Origin of the sequence: Rickettsia fournieri (assembly GCF_900243065.1) — a bacterium.
Lineage (GTDB): Bacteria > Pseudomonadota > Alphaproteobacteria > Rickettsiales > Rickettsiaceae > Rickettsia > Rickettsia rickettsii.
The window spans coordinates 223,672-244,519 of record NZ_LT978484.1; the positions used below are offsets into that span (position 1 = coordinate 223,672).

Here is a 20,848-nt window from a genome sequence, read left to right on the forward strand (position 1 = left end):
TATCATTTTTTTCTGGATTCCCGCTTTCGCGGGAATGACATAAGAGCTATGCAACAATACCAGTCAAACCACGGTATGACAGCTAAAGCCACGGGATGACAATCTCCCATCTAATTCATTAGCAAAACTTGAAATATTACCTGCTCCCATCATAATTATCATATCACCGGAAGCTGCATTATCTATAATAACTCCAACCGCATCATCTAGCTCTGCTAGAAAATTTGCTTTATCGTGATGTTTATGCTTAGTAATCTTATCAACTAAACTTTGTCCTGTAATTCCTTCTATAGGGTTTTCACCTGCAGCATATATATCGGTAATATAGAGTATATCGGCATCAGCAAAGCAAAGCATAAAATCATCAAATAAATACTGCATTCTTGAATATCTGTGAGGCTGAAAAATAGCAATAACTTTACCGTTTTGTTTATTTGCTATATTTTTAGCCGTCGCAAGCGTTGCTTTGATTTCCTCAGGGTGATGAGCGTAATCATCGATAATTGAAGCCTTATTATATTCAGCTACTTTAGTAAATCTCCTCTTCACTCCTTTAAAATTATTAAAACCGTTTTTAATAGCTTTAATACCGAAATCTAATTCTATCCCAACGGCAATTGCAGCAAGACTATTTAAAATATTATGTCTTCCGGGCGTTGGAATAGTAATTTTTTCAATAATCGTTGTACCTAGTACATTTGGTAGACTAATTTTTACGTCAAAAGTAGAGGAGGCAATATCAGTGTTAATATTAAACGCTATAATATGAGCATCTTCCGAATCGATGCCGTAAGTAACAATCTTCCTTTCAGTAATATCGTCTACTAACTTACGAACTATTTTATGATCGACACAACAAACGGCAAAACCGTAAAACGGCAAATTATTAATAAAGCTTCTAAAAGCACCAATTAATGTTTCAAAATCTCTATAATAATCTAAATGTTCAGGATCAATGTTAGTTATTATCGCAATAGTTGATGGAATATGAATAAACGTTGCATCCGATTCATCGGCCTCCGCAATTAAATAATTACTTGAACCAAGATATGCATTAGTCGATTTATTATTGATGATCCCACCGTTAATAACCGTAGGACATAAACCGGCTGCCTCAAATAAACAAGCAACTAAAGAAGTAGTAGTGGTTTTACCGTGCGATCCCGAAACTGCTACTGAACATTTTAATCTCATAAGTTCAGCAAGCATGTCCGCACGTCTAATAATTGGAATTTTACGCTCCAAAGCTTCTTTTATTTCAGGATTCTTTGGATTAATTGCCGATGAAATAACAACATACGACACATTGGTAATGTTCTGCTCGGCGTGTCCTAAAAATATTTTAATGCCGTATGACTCAAGCCTTTTAGTATTATAATTTTCTACTAAATCGGAACCTTGTACTTTATAACCTAGATTATGTAATATCTCGGCAATACCGCTCATGCCAACGCCGCCGATACCTATAAAATGTATAGTTTCTAAGGTTTGATTAGTTTTTTTTAATTCAAGTAACAGCATTTAAGTTTAATCATTTAAAATTGAGTTCTGCATATAGGTTTTAAGTAACATTGTCAAGCACTAACTGTGTCATACCGCGACTTGATCGCGGTATCCAGTTTAAAATATTAAAATCATTGATATTAAAAGTTATTTTTATGGATACCGTGATCAAGTCACGGCATGACATCGGAGTCTTTTTCAAGAGCCAGGCAACAAAACCGGTTCAGTATGACAATCATTAAACCTCATCCACCCTATCAAATTTTGCTTCGGAATAGAAGTTTCCTTGTAGCCCACCGACTTTTAGATCAATTAAAAATTTAGCTATTTCTCCGTTTTCTACGAATTCAGCTACCGTTGCAATACCTAAATCTTCTGAAATTTTAATTAATCTTTCTACGAAATACCTACTTTGTACATCACTTGTAATACTACGCACATATTTACTGTCAATTTTGATAATATCAATTGGTAAGCTTTGAAGTTGTTTAAAAGAAGTAAAACCCGCACCAAAATCGTCTAATGCAAATTTACATCCGTACTTACGTAGTTTATTAATAAATAAAGTTATTTTATCGTAATGCTCATTGAAAGAAGTTTCCGTAATTTCAATAATTAAACGATCCCGAACATTATGAGCTTTTAATAAGTTTTCTGCTATTTCCCATAAAGCTTCATCGCCTGTTCCTATATTTGAAATATTAACGGCTAACATTAAGTTTGGGTTGCGGGCAAGTTCATTAACAGTCATTTCTAAAACAATTTGATCAATTATAAAAATTAATCCTTTATTTTCAGCAATAGGGATTATAGGACCTACGGAAACATAAACACCGTTCTCGTCAGGTATACGAAGCAGACATTCATAATAATGAATCTTCATAGTATTGCGATCTATTATAGGCTGATAAGCAAATCGCATAGTCTTTTTTGCTAAGGCTTGTCGTAGTAAGTTAAGCTGAAGATTAGATTTTCTTATATTTTCCAAATCATGTTCTGTACTGCTATATTCACGGTAATAATAATTATTATTTTGTGAAAGTAACATATTTAATGTTTTTTCAATTTCTTTAGCATTATTACTTACTTTTGGAAATTTAATACTAGCAATATAACAATTCATATAAATTGCCGGCTTCTGTTCATTAATATAAAGCTGCAAAAATAAATATAATTTTCTAGCAAAATTTTTAATTAAGTCAGAATCAGTAGTATTTAGGATAAATAATATTCTATCTTTCTTTATTTTCTTAAACTTTGAAAAAATATTAAGTTCTTTGCTTACATCTTCAATGATTTGATCTAAATCTTCAATTATAAAATGCTTACCCTGCTCTATAAATTCTATTTCATCATAATTAACTAATCTACAAGCAAAACATACGCCTTTTTCCAATTTATCTATCGCATCTTGTAAATCTTTATAATCCGTTATTAATTCCGACATTGCCATGTGTATCATAAAATTATATACTTAAGAATATTAGGACATTTTTACTGTAAATGAAATAAAAATATGAACCGCATAGAAAGGATACAAGAAAAATTAAGTGTGTTAAAACCACATTTTCAAGAAATAATAGATGAAAGCTATAAACATGCTAGTCATTATAACGGAATTCACAGCCATATAAAAATAAGAATTTCTGCAGAAACATTACAGGGGAAAAGCCTCATTGCCAATCATCGCACTATTAATAACTTACTTGCCGATGAATTTAATAGCGGCTTGCATGCTTTATCGATAGAGGTACTATGAAAACAAATAATATTTTAAAAGTAGCCGTTGGAGCTAGCAGCGTAGCACAAAAAGCCTTAAATAGTATAACGGATAAAAGCTGTGGCATAATTGAGGATAAAATACTTAAAGGGAATTACGTCACTCGCGAAGAATTTGAAAAATTACAAACTTTAGTAATAAAACTCAAGAAAGAATTAGCAGAGTTAAAGAGCAAATAATTAATCAACTAGGAGTCAATCATTTTTTTTGTGTAAGTTCATTTTTTATTTTCCAATAAATCATATTTAAAATTCCCACAAAGTATTTCAAATTGATTTAAAGCTAATGACCAATCTTTTATAGGCATAGTCCATTTTTTAGCCGCATTTTGCAAGGCTAAAAATATTATCTTTTGAATTGATTTATCATCTGGAAATACACCTTTATTTTTAATAATTTTCCTAATTTGACGATTTATAGACTCTATGGTATTCGTGGTATAAATCACCTTTCTAATCTCCTCAGGAAAGGCAAAAAATAGTATTATTCCTGACCAACTACGCTGCCAAATATCAGAAATTACTGGATATTTTTTATCCCATTTTACACTAAATTGTTGCAGTTTTAAACGAGCCATTTCTTCGTTATTTGCCGTGTAAATTTGTTTTAAATCTGATGTTACCTCTTTTAAATCCTTATGTGACACGTACTTTACTGAATTGCGTACCATATGCACTATACATAGTTGTACTATAGTAGCAGGAAATATGCTACTGATAGCCTCAGAAAAACCTTTTAAACCATCAACGCAAGCAACATAAATTTGTTCTACACCTCGATTCTTTAATTCAGTTATACTTGCATCCAAAATTTAGAGCCTTCATTTTTTCCTATCCAAATGCCCAATAACTCCTTCTTGCCTTCTATATTAACCGCAATTGCCAAATATACAGCTTTATTTATTACTATATGATTATCTCTAGATTTAACATATATGCAATCCAAATACAATATTGGGTATATCCTATCTAAATAGCGATTTTGCCACCTAGTTACCTCCTCTAGTACTCCATCTGTTATGGTTGATATTAAATCACTAGATACTTCAGTTTGATATATTTCTTCTAAGTGACCACGAATCTCACTGACTGTCATACCTCTACCATAAAGTGAAATTACCTTCTCATCAAATCCATTAAATCTCCTCAGCCCTTTTGGTATTAATTGTGGATTATACTCACCTTCCCGGTCTCTTGGTACTTCTAATGTCAACTTACGACCATCATCATCAATTACTGTCTTTTCATAGCTACCATTACGACGATTATTGTCTACTTTTTCTACTTTACTATGCTTTGAGTAGCCCAATTCATGATCTAACTCACTTGCTAATATTTTCTCAACTATTTGTTTCTTTAGCTGTTGAAATAAACCATCTCGACCAAATAACTCTGATGGGTCTGCTTTTGATAATAATTCTTCTACTAGCTGATTACTTATGTTTAATTTTTCTTTATCTTTACCTATTTCTTTAGCCATAATTTCCCTTTGTTTTAGTTACTTCTTTTTACAGTAATCTCTTACTGCTTTTTTTGCAACTTACACAAATTTTATTATAGACTCGATTCAGTAAGAACAATACCATCCTGAGCCATCTTTGCTTCTAATGCTTTAAGCCTTTTACTGATATTGTTTAAATCATTACGTAACCAAATTGATCTCACTCCTCCAGGCGATACAAGTATACCGCTCTTCTTAAGCTCATTTTATACTCTTAGCTGTCCATATGCTGGATATTCTATTGCCATATCCATTACTGCTTTCTCTATCGCTGGATCAACTCTATTCGCTATTATTGGCTTTCTTCGACTAATTTCATACAATGCCTCTTCGCCACCAGTTTCATACAGTTCTTTAAATCTGTAATAACTATCTCTACTATAGCCCATCGCTTTACATGCTGACTATATGCTACCAAGACTCTTAGCTAGTTCTAGTAACCCTATTTTTGGCTTTATTATTTTTTGATTTAAGTTCATTTTTCATCTCCATTTAATAATTAATTTATTTTACTAAATGTAAGATTTAATCTCAACTATTACATGTCATTTCTTAGCTAAAAGCGGAAATCCAGTAACTATTAATCTCATCCTGCGACTTGATCGCAGGATCTAGTCTTTTTTAAATTTTTTTCAAGTACTGGATTTCCGCTTTTAGCTAGAAATGACATACTATAGGCCAAGTTGCGGTATGACATAATAACATACAACAACTATAAATTCTTATTCTTTTTCTGCATTTTTTCTAGCAGACGGTGAGAGCATAATGCTTAGCTCTTTTAGAGCTTTATCCTCTACATAGCTTGGGGCGTTCATTAGTAAATCTTCAGCCTGCTGGTTTAAAGGAAACGCTATTATTTCCCTTATATTTGTTGCTTCCGCAAGCAGCATAACGATTCGGTCAATACCGGGGGCTATTCCACCATGTGGTGGAGCTCCAAACTTAAATGCTCTAATCATCCCTCCAAATCTCTTATCAACTTCCTCTTCACTATAACCTGCTATGGAAAATGCTTTATACATAATTTCCGGCTTATGGTTTCTAATAGCACCGCTGGACAGTTCAATACCGTTACAAACAATATCATATTGGTATGCGGTAAGTTCTAATAACTCTTCAGTGGTTTTAGCTTGCTCTAAAGCATCTATTCCGCCCTGCGGCATAGAAAACGGATTATGGCTAAAATCAATTTTTCCTGTTTCTTCATTTAACTCATAGAATGGAAAATCGGTAATCCAGCAGAATTTAAAACAATCTTTTTCAAGTAAATCAAGCTCTTCACCAAGTCTTATTCTAACCTTACCGGCAAGTTTAGCAGCTTTCTCTTTCTTATCGCTAGCGAAAAATACAGCATCACCGTTACTAATACTAGCTGTAGCTTTTAGACTCTCTAATTGCTGCGGGCTTAAGAATTTTACTACCGGTCCCTTTGCTTCACCGGTTTCACTAAACTGAATATAGCCAAGTCCACCTGCTCCTTCTGATATCGCAAACTCTATCATTTTATCGAAGAAACTACGAGGCAGTGCAGCTGCCTTAGGTGCAGGAATTGCACGAACTATGCTACCTTTTTTAATATTCTCTCTAAAGATTGTAAAATCGGAATCTCTAAATATCTCAGTTACATCGGCAATTATAATAGGGTTACGCAAATCAGGCTTATCAGAGCCGTATTTTAGCATAGATTCATTATATGGAATACAAACGAAAGGAGTCTCTGATACTTTCTTATCCGTGAATTTAGTGAATAAATCATACATCACAGGCTCAATAGTACTAAATACGTCTTCCTGTGTAACAAACGACATTTCTACATCTAGCTGATAAAACTCGCCGGGTGATCTATCGGCTCTTGCATCTTCATCCCGAAAACAAGGAGCAATTTGGAAATAACGATCAAAGCCTGATACCATCAATAACTGCTTGAATTGCTGAGGTGCTTGCGGTAATGCATAGAACTTACCCGGATGCATTCTACTAGGTACTAAAAAATCCCTAGCCCCCTCAGGTGAGCTTGCTGTTAAAATCGGAGTTTGAAATTCGGTAAAACCGCTTGCCGTCATCAAATGACGAATATGAGAAATAATTTGTGAGCGGAGTATTATATTATTATGTAATTTCTCACGTCTAAGATCTAAAAAGCGATGTTTAAGCCTAGACTCTTCGGAAGCGTCTTTTTCGGTATTAATAACAAAAGGTAGAGTGTCCGCAGCTGACTCAACACTAAATTCCACAGCTAGCACTTCAACATGACCTGTCGGAAGCGTATTATTAATCGTGTCCTCTGATCTTGCTACAACTATACCCCTTACCGTAATTACCGACTCATAACGCAAACGACTTGCATCCTCCATAAGCTGAGGGTTTTGATCGGTAAACACGATTTGAGTTATACCGTAATGATCACGTAAATCTATAAAAACTAGATTCCCGTGATCTCTTCTTCTATGTACCCAACCGGATAGCTTAACTTCTTTTTCTACATCGGATATTTGTAATGCGTTACAATTATGAGTTCTGTATTTATGCATTTTTATTTTTTTATTATACGATTTCCCCTATATTATATACATAAAATCGCAAATTTTCGCAAATAAAAACTAAAAATTTATCTTGCCAAAGTTTTATCTTGATATTGCAGCAGCTTTTGGCTTTGATGGGTGTTGCTGATAATTTTGTTGTTGAGGTTTTACTTGATTTAACTCACCTTTAATCCATTCATATATTGCTTTCTTAGGATTTTTAATTATCTCTGCAACATTTTCGACTAGCTTTATTATTCCTTTAACTAACGATAATACATCTTTTGCTATTTCACCTATAGAATTATTACCTGCTTGTAGTTTTTCTTGGTCTTGCTTAGACAAATTACTACGTATCCTATTCATTCTTGATTTAAGCTCATCTTGTTCTAGCTCTTCTTTTGTAAAATGTGACTTAAGTTTTCTATCAACAATTTTTTGTTCTTCCGGAGTTAAATTTTTATATTGATCAACAAGCTTATTAACTTTTTCTTGTTCTTCCGGTAGTTTTGAAATATTTTCAGCAATATTTGGCATTTGTTTCTCTTATAAAGTTAAAACATATTAATTTACATTATATATATATTTTAACTTTATACAAGAAAAACTTTAATAGAAATTAACCTTTGAACGCAGCCTTAATACCTAGAAAGTCTAAAAAATTTCGTAATTCTTGACGTGCAAGCACGTGTGAGCTATTAAATTCTCTATCATATTTTGCAGTTTTTAGATCAAGTAATGTTAGACCTTGTAAAAATAACTCTCTATATATTACACGTTCACTAAATCCTTCTGCGAGTTTAAAGTTAATTCTTTTAGCAAGTTTAGCTAATACATTTCCTACGCGTCTTTTATTTAATGCATCAAGATTACTTAAACGATTACGAAGTATTACCCAATCTATACTAATTCTATCACGACTAGCACGTTCCATTTTCTGTTCCCAAATCATTTGACTATATATTGATGGGCTAATAATTTCATCCTTGCTATCGACTTTTGCTATTACGTCTAAATCTAGAAAGCTATCATTAATCGGTGTAATAATTGTATCGGCGTAAGAATGAACAACCCTTGATAAAGGAGTATGACTGCCTGGGGTATCAATCACTATATAATCGACATCCTGATTATTTTTGAGTATCGGCTCAAAACTCTTTGCTTGCTCTTCTACTTTGCTTTCCGATATATGAAAATGTTTCGGTACTAATACAGGTTTATCAGGATTGTGTTTATTATATAAATCTCGATTTTTTAAATAATTCGTTAACGAACTTTGACGTGAATCGGTATCTATACTTACTACCGAATAATTTTGATAAAGCAGAGCGATTATTAGATGCATAGAACAGGTAGTTTTACCTGCTCCGCCTTTCTCATTACCTATAACAAATATATAAGGTTTATTTATTGTGTTCATAATTATATTCAGAATAAACGAATAGTAAATAGACGAAGTTTAATGTCATTCTTAGCTCAGTATTACCCATGTGGATAGTTTTTTCTGTCATTGCGAGAAAATGACGTAAGTAAATTGACGAAGCAATCTCAGGATATTTGACGAGATTGCCACGCAGCCTAAGGCTGCTCGCAATGACGACTCGGTATCCATGCAGGCAATGCAACGCAAGAATAGCATTTAAGTATATTCTTTGATAAATTTCTCTAGTAATCTCACGCCGTATCCTACTGCCCCCTTAGGACCGAGTGCTGAAACTTTATTACTATTTGCAACGCCTGCTATATCTAAATGAGCCCAATCTACTCCATCTTTAATGAAACGTTTAATGAAATTTGCAGCTATGCAGCTTCCGGCAGCTCTCGGTACGTTCCCGATATTTGCCATATCGGCTATGTCGGAGTTAATCATTGTATCGTACTCATCATGCAGCGGCATTCTCCAAAGTTTTTCATTAACTTCTTCCCCTACTTTTATTAACTTATCAGCTAACTCATCATTATTGGAAAAACAACCAGCATATGTATTACCAAGTGCTACGGTTATTGCTCCTGTTAGAGTTGCAACGTCAATCACGCATTTAGGCTTAAATTTTTCTTGTGCATACCAAACAGCATCAGCAAGTACTAAACGCCCTTCTGCATCGGTATTTAAAACTTCGACAGTTTGCCCTGACATGGTAGTTACTACATCCCCTGGACGTTGTGCATTACCGGATGGCATATTTTCGACAAGCCCTACAACACCGACTATATTTATAGGTAATTTTTGACCGGCAACCGCAATGATGGTACCCACAACTGCTGCAGAACCTCCCATATCGTATCGCATTAAGTGCATATCACTTGACGGTTTTAATGAAATACCGCCTGTATCAAAAATCACTCCTTTACCGACCAAAGCAATAGTAGGAGCATCTTTACTGCCACCTTTATATTCCATCACCACTAACTTTGACTCGTTTTGTGAACCTTGCCCCACACCAAGTAATGCTCCCATACCAAGGTTTTTCATCTCACGTTCACCGATAACATCAACATCTACCCCTAGCGGTTCAAGTATATCAACTATTCTTTCGGCATAAACTTGAGGAGTTTTAATATTTGACGGTTCATTACTTATATCTCTTGTAAAAAATACTGCTTCAGCAATTAATTTTTTGATTTCAAATAATTTTGCCGTTTCAGTGCTATTATCGGTAAAAATTTCAATTGACTCTACTGCGAACTTCTCTGCTTCTTTTAAGGTAGTTCTATATTTATCAAATCTGTAAGAAGCAAGAAACGCACCGCTAGCAACTAAAGATGCAAATGTTTGAGATGTAAACCTGCTAATTCTATTTGTAAGTTTTAAGCCGATAGTAGAAATTTTACAACCGGTTGCATGCTGTAAGATTTTGCCGCCTAACTCTTCAATTTTTGCTTCAGTTAATTTTTCTTCATTCCCAAGACCTGCTATTATCAAATATCTAACCTCGCCTGATTTAATGACGGACGGAATAACCTTGATCTGTCCATATTTACCGGTAAATTGCAGTTTATTCTGAATAGTTTTAGAAATTAATCCATGATGTTGTTGATCAAGTAATATTAAATTACTATCAAGCTTTAACTGTTCATCAATAAAAACTACTAGACCTTGATTAGTAGATGATTCTTCATTCACAAAATTTATATTAAGCATACTTACTCCTTATATTATTTTTGACTTTGGATCATTCTATTTATCTTGATAAAACTTTGCAAGTATTATATAATTGATTTAAAACAAAATCTCATTAAATAGCATTTGACAAATGTTAACGTTTTTTATATCTTACTGACGAATTTAGTTAAATTTAAGTAATAATATGCCAGTATATGACATCACTTCTCATTTAATTGAGCAGAAGTATAAAATGATTAAAACATCATGTGAGTTAAACCAAGATATGGGTGAGATTTATAGTCTCACTCCTCATCCAATACGGTATACTTGCCTTAACTATTTAAAGTTATTATCTCTACCTATATCGCTAGCATTTTATATAACAAAGCTTTGTTTTACGGCTAATCCGGTATGGACATGGATCGGGGTTAATATTTTGTATGAGAAGATGGGTCAAGCAACAGCCAAAAAAATATTACACGGCTTACCTGACGAAGCAGAATCAGATCAAACTATACCTAAAATTGTCGAGTATGTATTTAGAAAATATGAAGAAAATCCTACATTAACCCCTCTTATTGAGCCTACATTTATACAAAAATTTTTAGCAAAGGCCGGTAAATATATTCCTGCTTTGTCTAAAATAGTAAAGTTTTGGAATGAAGGAGGAATTAACTATTCTGATGAAATGCAAACAAAACGAGCATTAATTGACGTTATTTATAAACAAATTATTGCTAAAGCTTATGAAGTAGGTAAAAAAGGAGGAAAACTTGAAATAACGGATGTGACAGCACTTTTCCCAGAGATAAATTTTGAAGAAAAAGTCAATGCTGCATCAGCAAATCTTGCAATAGAGAAGGTAGAAGTAAGCAATGAAGAGTCTTTAATTTCTGAATTGCCTGTTAGACATCTTTCTAAACCAGCTTATAGAGAGGAATTTAAAAGAGATACGGAACATAGCACCGCAGCGTATATAGACATACGTGAGGATGCGAGTACCGGATCGACGTCTAAATTACCTCTAGAAGCGAAGTTTGGAAAGATGTCTATTGATCAAAAACACGAAGAAGCTACGATTACTACTAATGCAAATAATAGTATTAACCCATTAGTAAACTTACTCATGTTAAAAGCTTTACATGATGCAATTCGTCAAGAAGTACTGAAAACTTATGTTGAACATTGTTTAGCAGAAATTCAGATATCTAAAAATCAAGAAACACTTGAAAACTTCCAATATGACGATTCTTTAGCAAGATTACAATTATACGGTAATTATAATTATGATAACAATAATACGTATATCTTTGAACAACCAGTATCTTATTTAGGTAAAACCTACGAGCATTTAACAGCACCGATTGCTTGTTATTAAAGCGTCATTTCTGCAAGCGGGAAATAAGAAAAAGCCTATAAAAAACCAAGTTTTTTATAGGCTTTTTTTTCAATAATGCGTAGTAAGGTTATTTTTCTGGATTCCTGCTTCTAGCTAGGAATGCATTGTTGCGTGGATACCACCCCGTCATTGCAAGGACATTAAAAAGTAATTGACGAAGCCAGCTTAGGAGTTTGTTATTATTTCATGAGATTGCCACGCCAGCATAAATGCTGGCTCGCAATGACGGGTTTTTTATAAACTATCCGATACATACGAAGATCAGCTTGGAAAAGAGCAAAGGGTCTGTAAGTCGAGGAGCAGAGCGTATATTAAACGTTCAGCATCCTAGGACTTACAAAGACGACACAGCCAATTTTTCAAGTTCTATCTTAGTATATTTATACATTCTCTTCATCAAGCTTTACGGCTGCTTTACGCATTTTATCCATAAAGTAACCGGTTCCAGCAGGTACTAATCGTCCAACTATCACGTTTTCTTTTAGTCCTCGCAACTTATCTACTTTACCGGCAATAGCTGCTTCAGTTAAAACTCTAGTAGTCTCTTGGAATGATGCCGCAGAGATAAACGATCTAGTTTGCAGAGAAGCTTTAGTAATACCTTGTAATATTAATTGTGCTTCAGCAGGTTTTAAACCGTTTTTCATAGCTTTTGCATTTATCTCATCAAATTCATATCTATCTATTTTTTCACCTGCTAATAACGTAGTTCCGCCTGAATCCGTAACCTCTACTTTTTGTAACATCTGACGGATAATAACTTCTATGTGCTTATCATCAATCTTTACACCTTGTAGACGATAAACGGCTTGAACCTCCTTAACAATATAATTTGCAAGAACCTCTACGCCCATTACTTTTAAAATATCTTGAAGTACCGGATTACCGTCAATCAATAAATCACCTTTTTTAACAAAGTCACCTTCGTTAACTACAACATGCTTGCCTTTTGGTACCATATACTCAATAGACATTGTTTCATCAATCGGATGTATAATAATACGTCTTTTAGATTTATAGTCTTTACCGAATTCTACTCTACCGTCAATTTCGGCAATAACTGCATGATCTTTAGGGCGTCTTGCTTCTACAAGCTCGGCAACTCTTGGTAAACCACCGGTAATATCTTTAGTAGTGGTTGATTCTTTTGGTATACGTGCAATGATATCACCTACTGATATTTGTACTCCGTCTTCTACGCTTAAAACTGCTCCAACCGGCAAGTAATATCTAGCTTCTAAACCGTTTGATAAGGTGATAACTTCACCTTTAGCATCTAAAAGCTGTATACGCGGGCGTAATTCTGCACCGCGTGAATATTGCTTTGATTCAATAATAACTTTACTCGGTATTCCGGTAGCTTCGTCAGTTACGTCACGAATAGAAATACCCTCAACCATATCTTTGAATAAAACTTTACCTGACTTCTCCGTGATAATCGGTATAGTATAAGGATCCCACTCTGCTAGTTTTTGAGTTTTAATCACCATATCACCGTCATCAACAAGTAATCTAGCACCGTATGGAATTTTATGACGAGCCTTTTCATTACCGTTATTATCAAGCAATAATAATTCACAATTTCGGCTCATAACAATTTTGCGTTCTTCAGAATTAATAACAATGTTACGACTTATAATTTTCACTTTTGCGTCATAGGAAGCGTCTACGGAAGAAACCTCAGCACCTTTTGTTGCCGCTCCTCCGATATGGAAAGTTCTCATTGTAAGCTGCGTACCCGGTTCACCGATAGATTGAGCAGCAATAATCCCGATTGCTTCACCCTCCGATACTAATGTACCGGTAGCAAGATCCCTACCGTAACATATGCTACATATACCGGTAGTACTTTCACAGGTTAATACGGATTTTATCATAATTCTGTCGAGTCCTGCCGACTCAATCTGCTCTAACTTTGATTCATTAATAAGCTCGCCTTTATTGAGAATTAGATCATTAGTTACCGGATGAAATATATCAATAGCAGCAGTACGACCTAAAATCTTTTCAGCTAAAGGTACTATAACTTCTCCACCTTCAATAACACTCTTAACTTCAATTCCTTTATCAGTTCCACAATCTTTTTCAGTAATAATACAATCTTGTGCAACATCTACTAATTTTCTTGTTAAGTAACCTGAGCTTGCCGTTTTTAAAGCCGTATCTATTTGCCCTTTACGCATTCCGTTAGCAGAATTAAAACACTCAAATTCAGTTAATCCTTCCTTAAAGTTAGAGATAATAGGAGTTTGTATAATTTGACCGTTTGATTTGGTCATTAAACCTCGCATACCGCCTAGCTGCTTAATTTGCTGGAAAGAACCTCTTGCTCCGGAAATAGCCATCATATATATAGCATTTATTTTCTGATGATTTGGAGCATCATTAACCGGCGGCGTAGCAATCTCTTTCATCATGTCGTTTGCTACTCTATCGGTACATCTTGACCAAGCATCGACTACTTTATTATATTTCTCTCCGTAAGTAATTAAACCGTTTGAATATTGTTGTTCAAATTCTTTTATTTCAAGCTGAGTTTCGTTGATATGAGTACTCTTAGATTCCGGTACTACCATATCGTCCATTCCAAAAGAAATACCTGAAGAACAAGCATATTTAAAACCTAGTTTCATTAGCTGATCGGCAAAAATTACTGTAGCTTTTTGACCGCAGTGACGATAAACTAAATCTATAACTAATGATATGTCTTTTTTAGTTAGTTGTTTATTAATAAACTTGAATTCTATATTAGGGTTAGAAGGCAATAACTCACCGACCATCAACCTACCGTAAGTAGTATCAATGATAACAGGGACCATTTTACCTTCGGCATTTAACTGATTTCTGCGATATTTTATCTTTGTATGAATAGTTATAAATTTATTATATAAAGCATGTTCCATCTCAGCTAAATCTGAGAACATCATCCCTGCGCCTACTTCATTATCAAATGCAAGGGTTAGATAATATAAACCAAGCACTATATCTTTATCCGGTACAATTATAGGACGACCGTTTGCGGGGCTTAAGATATTATTTGTAGACATCATAAATACCCTAGCTTCAAGCTGTGCTTCAATCGATAACGGGATATGTACTGCCATCTGATCACCATCAAAATCCGCATTGAACGCAGCACACACAAGCGGATGAAGCTGGATCGCTTTACCTTCAATTAATAGCGGTTCAAATGCTTGAATACCAAGCCTATGTAACGTCGGAGCCCTATTAAGTAAAACCGGATGCTCTCTAATTACCTCTTCAAGCACGTCCCACACTTCGGATTTTTCAGCTTCCACCATTCTTTTAGCGGCTTTAATAGTTGTAGCGATGCCGTACAACTCAAGCTTAGAATAAATAAACGGCTTAAATAACTCCAGAGCCATTTTTTTAGGCAAACCGCACTGGTGAAGTTTAAGCTCAGGTCCTACCACGATAACCGAACGTCCTGAGTAATCAACCCTCTTACCTAGCAAGTTCTGACGGAAACGCCCCTGCTTACCTTTAAGCATATCACTTAATGACTTAAATGGACGCTTATTAGCATTTTTCGCTGCTCTACCGCGACGACCGTTATCAAATAACGCATCCACTGCTTCTTGTAACATTCTTTTTTCGTTTCTGACTATTATATCAGGAGCTTTTGACTCTATTAATTTCTTTAAACGATTATTTCTATTAATTACTCTTCTATAAAGTTCATTTAAGTCTGAAGTAGCAAATCTTCCGCCGTCAAGCATAACAAGCGGTCTAATTTCAGGAGGAATAACCGGTAAAACATCCATAATCATCCATTCCGGCTTGTTTTCCGACTCTAAAAAATCCTCTACTAATTTTAAACGCTTTACTAATTTTTTCTTTTTGACTTCTGAAAAAGTGGTTTGTAATTCCTCGTATAATTCTTGCTTTAACTTTGAAAAATCAAGCTCTTTAAGCATTTGTTGTATTACTTCTGCACCTATAGAGGCAGTAAATGCATCTTCACCGTACTTATCTTTTGCTTTCTGTAATTCTTCCTCTGTTAAGAGTTCGCCTTTTTGTAAAATCGATAGCCCTGGGTCAACTACTACATAATTTTCAAAATAAAGAATCTTTTCTACATCTCGCATTGTCATATCAAGAAGTGTACTAATTCTTGAAGGTAGCGACTTTAAAAACCAAATATGAGCAACGGGAGCTGCAAGTTCAATATGCCCCATTCTTTCACGTCTGACTCTAGAAACCGTAACTTCAACGCCGCATTTCTCACACGTAATTCCACGGTTTTTCATCCGCTTATATTTACCGCAGAGACATTCATAATCTTTTACCGGACCAAAAATTCTTGCACAAAATAAACCATCTTTCTCAGGTTTAAAAGTTCGATAGTTAATTGTTTCAGGTTTTGTTACTTCACCGAAAGACCACGAACGTACCTGATCGGGACTTGCTATATTAATCCTTATCTGATCAAATTGTTGAGTATTACTTAATTGTCCGTAAAAATTTACTACGCTCATAAAAATACTTTTCCTTAAAAATTACTCGTATATACTCGGTGAATTTCAAAAATTGGCGTTGTCGTTCTACAAGTTCTGCGGTGCTCACGTATTAAGTATACGCTCCGCTCCTCGCCTTGTGAACTCCTAGCTCTTTTTGAAATTGACCTTCGTCTACCCAGAGTTCTTATTGCACCCTATATGTCATTCCCGCAAAAGCGGGAATCTAGTAAAACAGATAAAAAACAAGTTTTTTATCTGTTTAAATGACCTGTCTTTCTTAACTTGAAGTTACTTCAAGCTTTACGTTAAGACATAAAGATCTAAATTCTTTTATCATAACATTAAATGATTCAGGAATGCCTGATTCAAAATTATTTTCACCACGTACTATAGAATCATAAGTTTTGATCCTACCGTTTACGTCATCCGACTTAACCGTTAACATTTCCTGTAACGTATAAGCTGCACCGTAAGCTTGTAATGCCCAGCATTCCATTTCCCCGAAACGCTGTCCGCCGAAATGAGACTTACCTCCAAGCGGTTGCTGCGTTACTAAGCTATAAGGTCCTATAGAACGGGAGTGAATTTTATTATCGACTAAATGATGCAATTTCAGCAAATATTTCTGTCCGACGGTTACTAGACGATCAAAATATTCACCGGTTCTACCATCAATTAATTTCACTTGTCCTGAAGGGTCTTGACCGGCAAGCTTTAGCATATCTTTAACGTCCTGAACTTTTGCTCCGTCAAATACAGGAGTTGCAAAATGTACGCCTTTACTTACTTTCTTACAAAAAGAAATAATCTCTTCTTCCGGTCTTTCAAGTATAGAATTAATATTTTCTCCATACAGTTCAATTAAGAATTTCTTAATCTGCTCAATACCTATATGTTTATTTTTATATTTCTTTACTAAGGTAGATATTTTTTTTGCTAAATTTATTGATGCCCACCCAAGATGCGTTTCTAAAATCTGTCCTATATTCATACGAGACGGAAGACCTAGAGGGTTAAGAACGATATCTACCACAGTTCCATCTTCTAAAAACGGCATATCTTCTTCAGGTACGATACGTGAAATAACACCTTTATTTCCGTGTCTTCCTGCCATTTTATCCCCGGGTTGTAATTTATGCTTAGTTGCAATAAATACTTTTACTACTTTTAAAGCTCCCTGAGGTAAATCATCACCACTTTGCAATTTCTCTACCTTAGTAGCAAATCTTTTATCAAGAGCCTCTTTTTTCTCATCATAATGAGTCTTTATCTGCTCTATTTCATTCATTACATTTGCATCTTCCACGGTAATCTGCCAAAATTGCCCTTTATATAAGCCTTTTAGCATTTCAGTAGTAATAGTTTGTCCTACTTTTACTTGCTTAGGACCGTTAATAATCACCTGCCCTACTAAAAGCTTTTCAAGCCAACTAAACACAAAATGCTCAATAATTTCTAATTCATCGTCTCTGTCTTTTGCAAATTTTTCAATTTGTTGTTTTTCAATAGCAATAGCGCGCTGGTCTTTTTCTACACCTCTACGAGAAAATACCCTTACTTCTACTACAGTTCCACTAACTCCGGAAGGTACATGCAGCGATGAATCTTTTACATCAAAAGCTTTTTCCCCGAAAATAGCACGTAGTAGCTTCTCTTCAGGAGTAATAGGCGATTCACTTTTTGGTGTTACTTTTCCAACTAAAATATCACCGGCTTTTACTTCTGCACCTATATAAATTATTCCGACCTCATCAAGATGACGCAACGCTTCTTCACTTACATTCGGTATATCACGGGTAATTTCTTCAGGACCAAGGCGTGTATCTCTAGCTATTACTTCAAACTCTTCAATATGAATAGATGTAAATACATCCTCTTTTACTATACGTTCGGATATTAAAATGGAATCTTCAAAATTATAACCGTTCCAAGGTAAGAAAGCCACAAGCACGTTTCGACCTAAAGCAATTTCACCATTATCCGTACTAGGACCGTCAGCTATAATATCGTTTTTCTTAACGTAATGACCGACCTTAACTAAAGGCTTTTGATTTATACAAGTATTATGATTGGATTTTTGGAATTTTAGTAAGTTATAAATATCAACCGAAGGAGAACCGTCAACTTTTTGTTCTAGAGTTCTAATCACGATTCTATTTGAATCTACCTGCTCAACAATACCATCATGTAATGCAAGCACTGACGCTCCGGAATCTTTAGCTACTACCCCTTCAACTCCGGTACCTACAAAAGGTGCATCCGTTTTAATTAAAGGAACGGCTTGTCTTTGCATGTTTGAACCCATCAAAGCACGGTTAGCATCATCGTTTTCTAAGAAAGGTATAAGAGAAGCCGCAACCGATACTACCTGCATAGGAGTCACATCAATGAAGTCTACCTCATACGGTTCTACCATTACAAAATTACCGCCTTCAACACGGCAATTAATAAACTCTCCTTGCAGCTTTCCGTCTTTATTAACTTTAGAATTTGCTTGTCCGATTTTGTATTTACCTTCTTCAATAGCAGAAAGATATACCACTTCATCGGTTACACATCCATCTTTAACTCTTCTATACGGACTCTCTATAAAACCGTGTTTATTTATTCTAGCATAAGTAGCCATAGAGTTAATTAACCCGATATTCTGACCTTCAGGTGTTTCAATAGGACAAATACGACCGTAATGAGTCGGATGTACATCACGCACCTCAAAACCTGCCCGATCTCGACTAAGACCTCCGGGACCGAGTGCCGATAGCCTTCTTTTATGAGTTATTTCCGATAATGGATTTGTTTGATCCATAAATTGGGATAATTGGGAGGTACTAAAAAATTCTTTTACTACTGAAACTAAAATTTTAGAATTTACTAAATCATGAGGCATTACGGTATCAACATCACCTGCCGACATCCTTTCAATTACAGATTTTTCCATTCGGACTAAACCTATTCTAAATTGATTTTCTATCAATTCACCTACCGATCTAACCCTTCTATTACCTAAATGATCAATATCGTCTATGATACCTTTACCGTCTTTAAGCTCTACTAAAACTCTTACGATATTTTTAATATCATCAATTGTTAAAACCGTAACTTCTTCAGAAATATTCAGCTCTAACCTAGAATTCATTTTTATTCGCCCGACTTCTGAAAGATCATATCTTTCCGTATCAAAGAATAAATTATAAAACAGACTTTCAGCCGCTTCGATATTAGCAGGTTCGCCTGGTCTTAGAACTCTGAAAATCTCACATAATGCTGCCTCACGATCCTGATTTTTATCAGCAAATAAGGTGTTCCTTATATATGGACCGGATTGAGGATTGATTACTAATACGTTAACATTTTTAATTTTAAGATCATTAATAACATTTAGCATATCAGCAGTAATCATTTCACCGATTTTTGCTAATACTTCATCGCTTGCAGGATCTCTTAAATCTTCGGATAGATATTTGCCGATTAAAGTTTCATGAGCTACTAAAATATTATTAAGCCCTTCCCCAAAATATTTTTTAGCCAAACGCGGAGTAATTTTTTGTCCTGCTTTCAGTAGAATATTTCCGGTATCTGCATCTACTAAATCACTTGTTAAACGATGAACAGTAATATGCTGAGGTATAAATTTAACCGCCCAACCTTTATTTTTAACAAGCTTATAAGTTACTGAATTATAATAAAATTTTATAATTTCTTCAGTACTCATACCTATAGCTCTAAGCAAAGTAGTAGTATAAAGCTTTCTTTTTCTATCAATCCTGAAATAAATAACATCCTTAGCGTCGAATTCTAAATCAAGCCAAGATCCTCTATATGGAATAACACGAGCAGAATATAAAAGCTTGCCAGAAGAGTGGACTTTTCCTTCATCATGATAAAAGAATACACCAGGTGAGCGATGCATTTGTGATACAACTACTCTTTCCGTACCGTTGATAATAAAAGTACCGTTTTTAGTCATTAATGGGATATCACCCATATATACTTCTTGCTCTTTAATCCCTTTAATTTCTCTAGTACCAGTATCCTCATCTATATCCCAAATACTTAATCTTAAAGTAACTTTAAGAGGAGCAGCATAACTTAAACTTCTTTGACTGCACTCTTCTACATCATATTTTGGAGTATCGAATTCATATTTTACAAATTCTAAATTAGCAATATTGGAGGAATCTGAAATAGGAAAAATTGAGTTTAATATAGATTGTAAACCTTTGTTTTTTCTTTCAGAATCTTTAATATTTAACTGTAGAAAGTTTTTCTCATATGAATTTTTTTGAATTTCAATCAAATTCGGTATATCTGCTACTAAATTTATGTGACCGAAATTTTTTCTTATTCTTCTATTATGTGACAAGGGTTGTGCTTCTATATTATCCCTTAATGAAACCATATAATCTCCTGACTGATAAAATTACTGCACGTATTACAGTGATTAGGTCCTATGCACTTTTAATAGAATAATCATAATTATGACTCTTTTTAGCTGTAAATCATAAGATTTTTTTGAAATAGTAATAAACTCTCCTCTCAAAAATCTTATTAATTTTC

At 34.5% G+C, this 20,848-nt stretch carries 11 protein-coding genes and 2 pseudogenes; 3 read left to right on the forward strand and 10 right to left on the reverse strand.

Annotated elements, in window-relative coordinates:
- Positions 1–63: 63 nt before the first annotated feature.
- A complete protein-coding gene (gene murC, locus C4Q30_RS04095; RefSeq protein ID WP_103897284.1) occupies positions 64–1,521 on the reverse strand; it encodes a UDP-N-acetylmuramate--L-alanine ligase in 1,458 nt (485 codons plus the stop codon).
- Between the two features lie 220 nt (positions 1,522–1,741).
- Positions 1,742–2,965 carry an EAL domain-containing protein gene (locus C4Q30_RS04100; RefSeq protein ID WP_103897285.1) on the reverse strand — a complete coding sequence of 408 codons (1,224 nt, stop codon included), beginning with the start codon at positions 2,963–2,965 and terminating at the stop codon, positions 1,742–1,744.
- Positions 2,966–3,019: 54 nt separating this feature from the next.
- On the opposite strand from C4Q30_RS04100, the gene C4Q30_RS04105 reads away from it, so the two are divergent.
- Positions 3,020–3,262, forward strand: coding sequence for a BolA family protein (locus tag C4Q30_RS04105; protein WP_012736546.1), 243 nt, complete (start codon positions 3,020–3,022; stop codon positions 3,260–3,262).
- Positions 3,259–3,462 carry a hypothetical protein gene (locus C4Q30_RS04110; RefSeq protein ID WP_004996338.1) on the forward strand — a complete coding sequence of 68 codons (204 nt, stop codon included), beginning with the start codon at positions 3,259–3,261 and terminating at the stop codon, positions 3,460–3,462. The genes C4Q30_RS04105 and C4Q30_RS04110 overlap by 4 nt, the downstream gene beginning before the upstream one ends.
- Before the next feature lie 38 nt (positions 3,463–3,500).
- Here C4Q30_RS04110 and C4Q30_RS04115 read toward each other — a convergent pair.
- The 6 genes and pseudogenes from C4Q30_RS04115 to C4Q30_RS04140 form a co-directional block, all read right to left on the reverse strand.
- Positions 3,501–4,762 (reverse strand): annotated as a pseudogene (locus C4Q30_RS04115) (IS256 family transposase).
- Positions 4,763–4,839: 77 nt separating this feature from the next.
- Positions 4,840–5,262, reverse strand: a pseudogene (locus C4Q30_RS04120) (helix-turn-helix domain-containing protein); the annotation flags it as partial.
- Between the two features lie 243 nt (positions 5,263–5,505).
- Complete coding sequence (gene aspS / locus C4Q30_RS04125; protein ID WP_103897286.1) at positions 5,506–7,314, reverse strand: aspartate--tRNA ligase; 1,809 nt, start codon at positions 7,312–7,314, stop codon at positions 5,506–5,508.
- A 93-nt stretch (positions 7,315–7,407) separates the two neighbouring features.
- The gene (locus tag C4Q30_RS04130) at positions 7,408–7,842 is read right to left on the reverse strand and encodes a DUF3106 domain-containing protein (protein WP_045805313.1); all 435 of its coding nucleotides are present in this window, start codon (positions 7,840–7,842) and stop codon (positions 7,408–7,410) included.
- A gap of 82 nt (positions 7,843–7,924) precedes the next feature.
- Positions 7,925–8,725 (reverse strand): division plane positioning ATPase MipZ, encoded by an 801-nt coding sequence (locus C4Q30_RS04135; RefSeq protein WP_103897287.1) that lies wholly within the window; start codon positions 8,723–8,725, stop codon positions 7,925–7,927.
- 219 nt (positions 8,726–8,944) lie between these two features.
- On the reverse strand, positions 8,945–10,447 hold the full coding sequence (locus C4Q30_RS04140) for a leucyl aminopeptidase (RefSeq protein ID WP_103897288.1): 1,503 nt from the start codon (positions 10,445–10,447) through the stop codon (positions 8,945–8,947).
- A gap of 166 nt (positions 10,448–10,613) precedes the next feature.
- Between C4Q30_RS04140 and C4Q30_RS04145 the strand changes: the two genes are divergently transcribed.
- Complete coding sequence (locus tag C4Q30_RS04145) at positions 10,614–11,789, forward strand: palindromic element RPE1 domain-containing protein (RefSeq protein ID WP_103897289.1); 1,176 nt, start codon at positions 10,614–10,616, stop codon at positions 11,787–11,789.
- Positions 11,790–12,190: 401 nt separating this feature from the next.
- Here C4Q30_RS04145 and rpoC read toward each other — a convergent pair whose 3' ends face one another.
- Positions 12,191–16,309, reverse strand: coding sequence for a DNA-directed RNA polymerase subunit beta' (rpoC, locus tag C4Q30_RS04155; RefSeq protein WP_103897290.1), 4,119 nt, complete (start codon positions 16,307–16,309; stop codon positions 12,191–12,193).
- A 259-nt stretch (positions 16,310–16,568) separates the two neighbouring features.
- Positions 16,569–20,690: a DNA-directed RNA polymerase subunit beta gene (gene rpoB / locus C4Q30_RS04160; protein WP_103897291.1), complete on the reverse strand. Its 4,122-nt coding sequence runs from the start codon at positions 20,688–20,690 to the stop codon at positions 16,569–16,571.
- Positions 20,691–20,848: the final 158 nt, after the last annotated feature.

What these genes read in the sequence shown, in the direction of transcription:
- murC (WP_103897284.1), bottom strand. Translation starts at nt 1,521, where the DNA reads ATGCTGTTACTTGAATTAAAAAAAACTAATCAAACCTTAGAAACTATA.
- rpoB (WP_103897291.1), bottom strand. Translation starts at nt 20,690, where the DNA reads ATGGTTTCATTAAGGGATAATATAGAAGCACAACCCTTGTCACATAAT.
- C4Q30_RS04140 (WP_103897288.1), bottom strand. Translation starts at nt 10,447, where the DNA reads ATGCTTAATATAAATTTTGTGAATGAAGAATCATCTACTAATCAAGGT.
- aspS (WP_103897286.1), bottom strand. Translation starts at nt 7,314, where the DNA reads ATGCATAAATACAGAACTCATAATTGTAACGCATTACAAATATCCGAT.
- C4Q30_RS04145 (WP_103897289.1), top strand. Translation starts at nt 10,614, where the DNA reads ATGCCAGTATATGACATCACTTCTCATTTAATTGAGCAGAAGTATAAA.
- C4Q30_RS04105 (WP_012736546.1), top strand. Translation starts at nt 3,020, where the DNA reads ATGAACCGCATAGAAAGGATACAAGAAAAATTAAGTGTGTTAAAACCA.
- C4Q30_RS04100 (WP_103897285.1), bottom strand. Translation starts at nt 2,965, where the DNA reads ATGATACACATGGCAATGTCGGAATTAATAACGGATTATAAAGATTTA.
- C4Q30_RS04135 (WP_103897287.1), bottom strand. Translation starts at nt 8,725, where the DNA reads ATGAACACAATAAATAAACCTTATATATTTGTTATAGGTAATGAGAAA.
- rpoC (WP_103897290.1), bottom strand. Translation starts at nt 16,309, where the DNA reads ATGAGCGTAGTAAATTTTTACGGACAATTAAGTAATACTCAACAATTT.
- C4Q30_RS04110 (WP_004996338.1), top strand. Translation starts at nt 3,259, where the DNA reads ATGAAAACAAATAATATTTTAAAAGTAGCCGTTGGAGCTAGCAGCGTA.
- C4Q30_RS04130 (WP_045805313.1), bottom strand. Translation starts at nt 7,842, where the DNA reads ATGCCAAATATTGCTGAAAATATTTCAAAACTACCGGAAGAACAAGAA.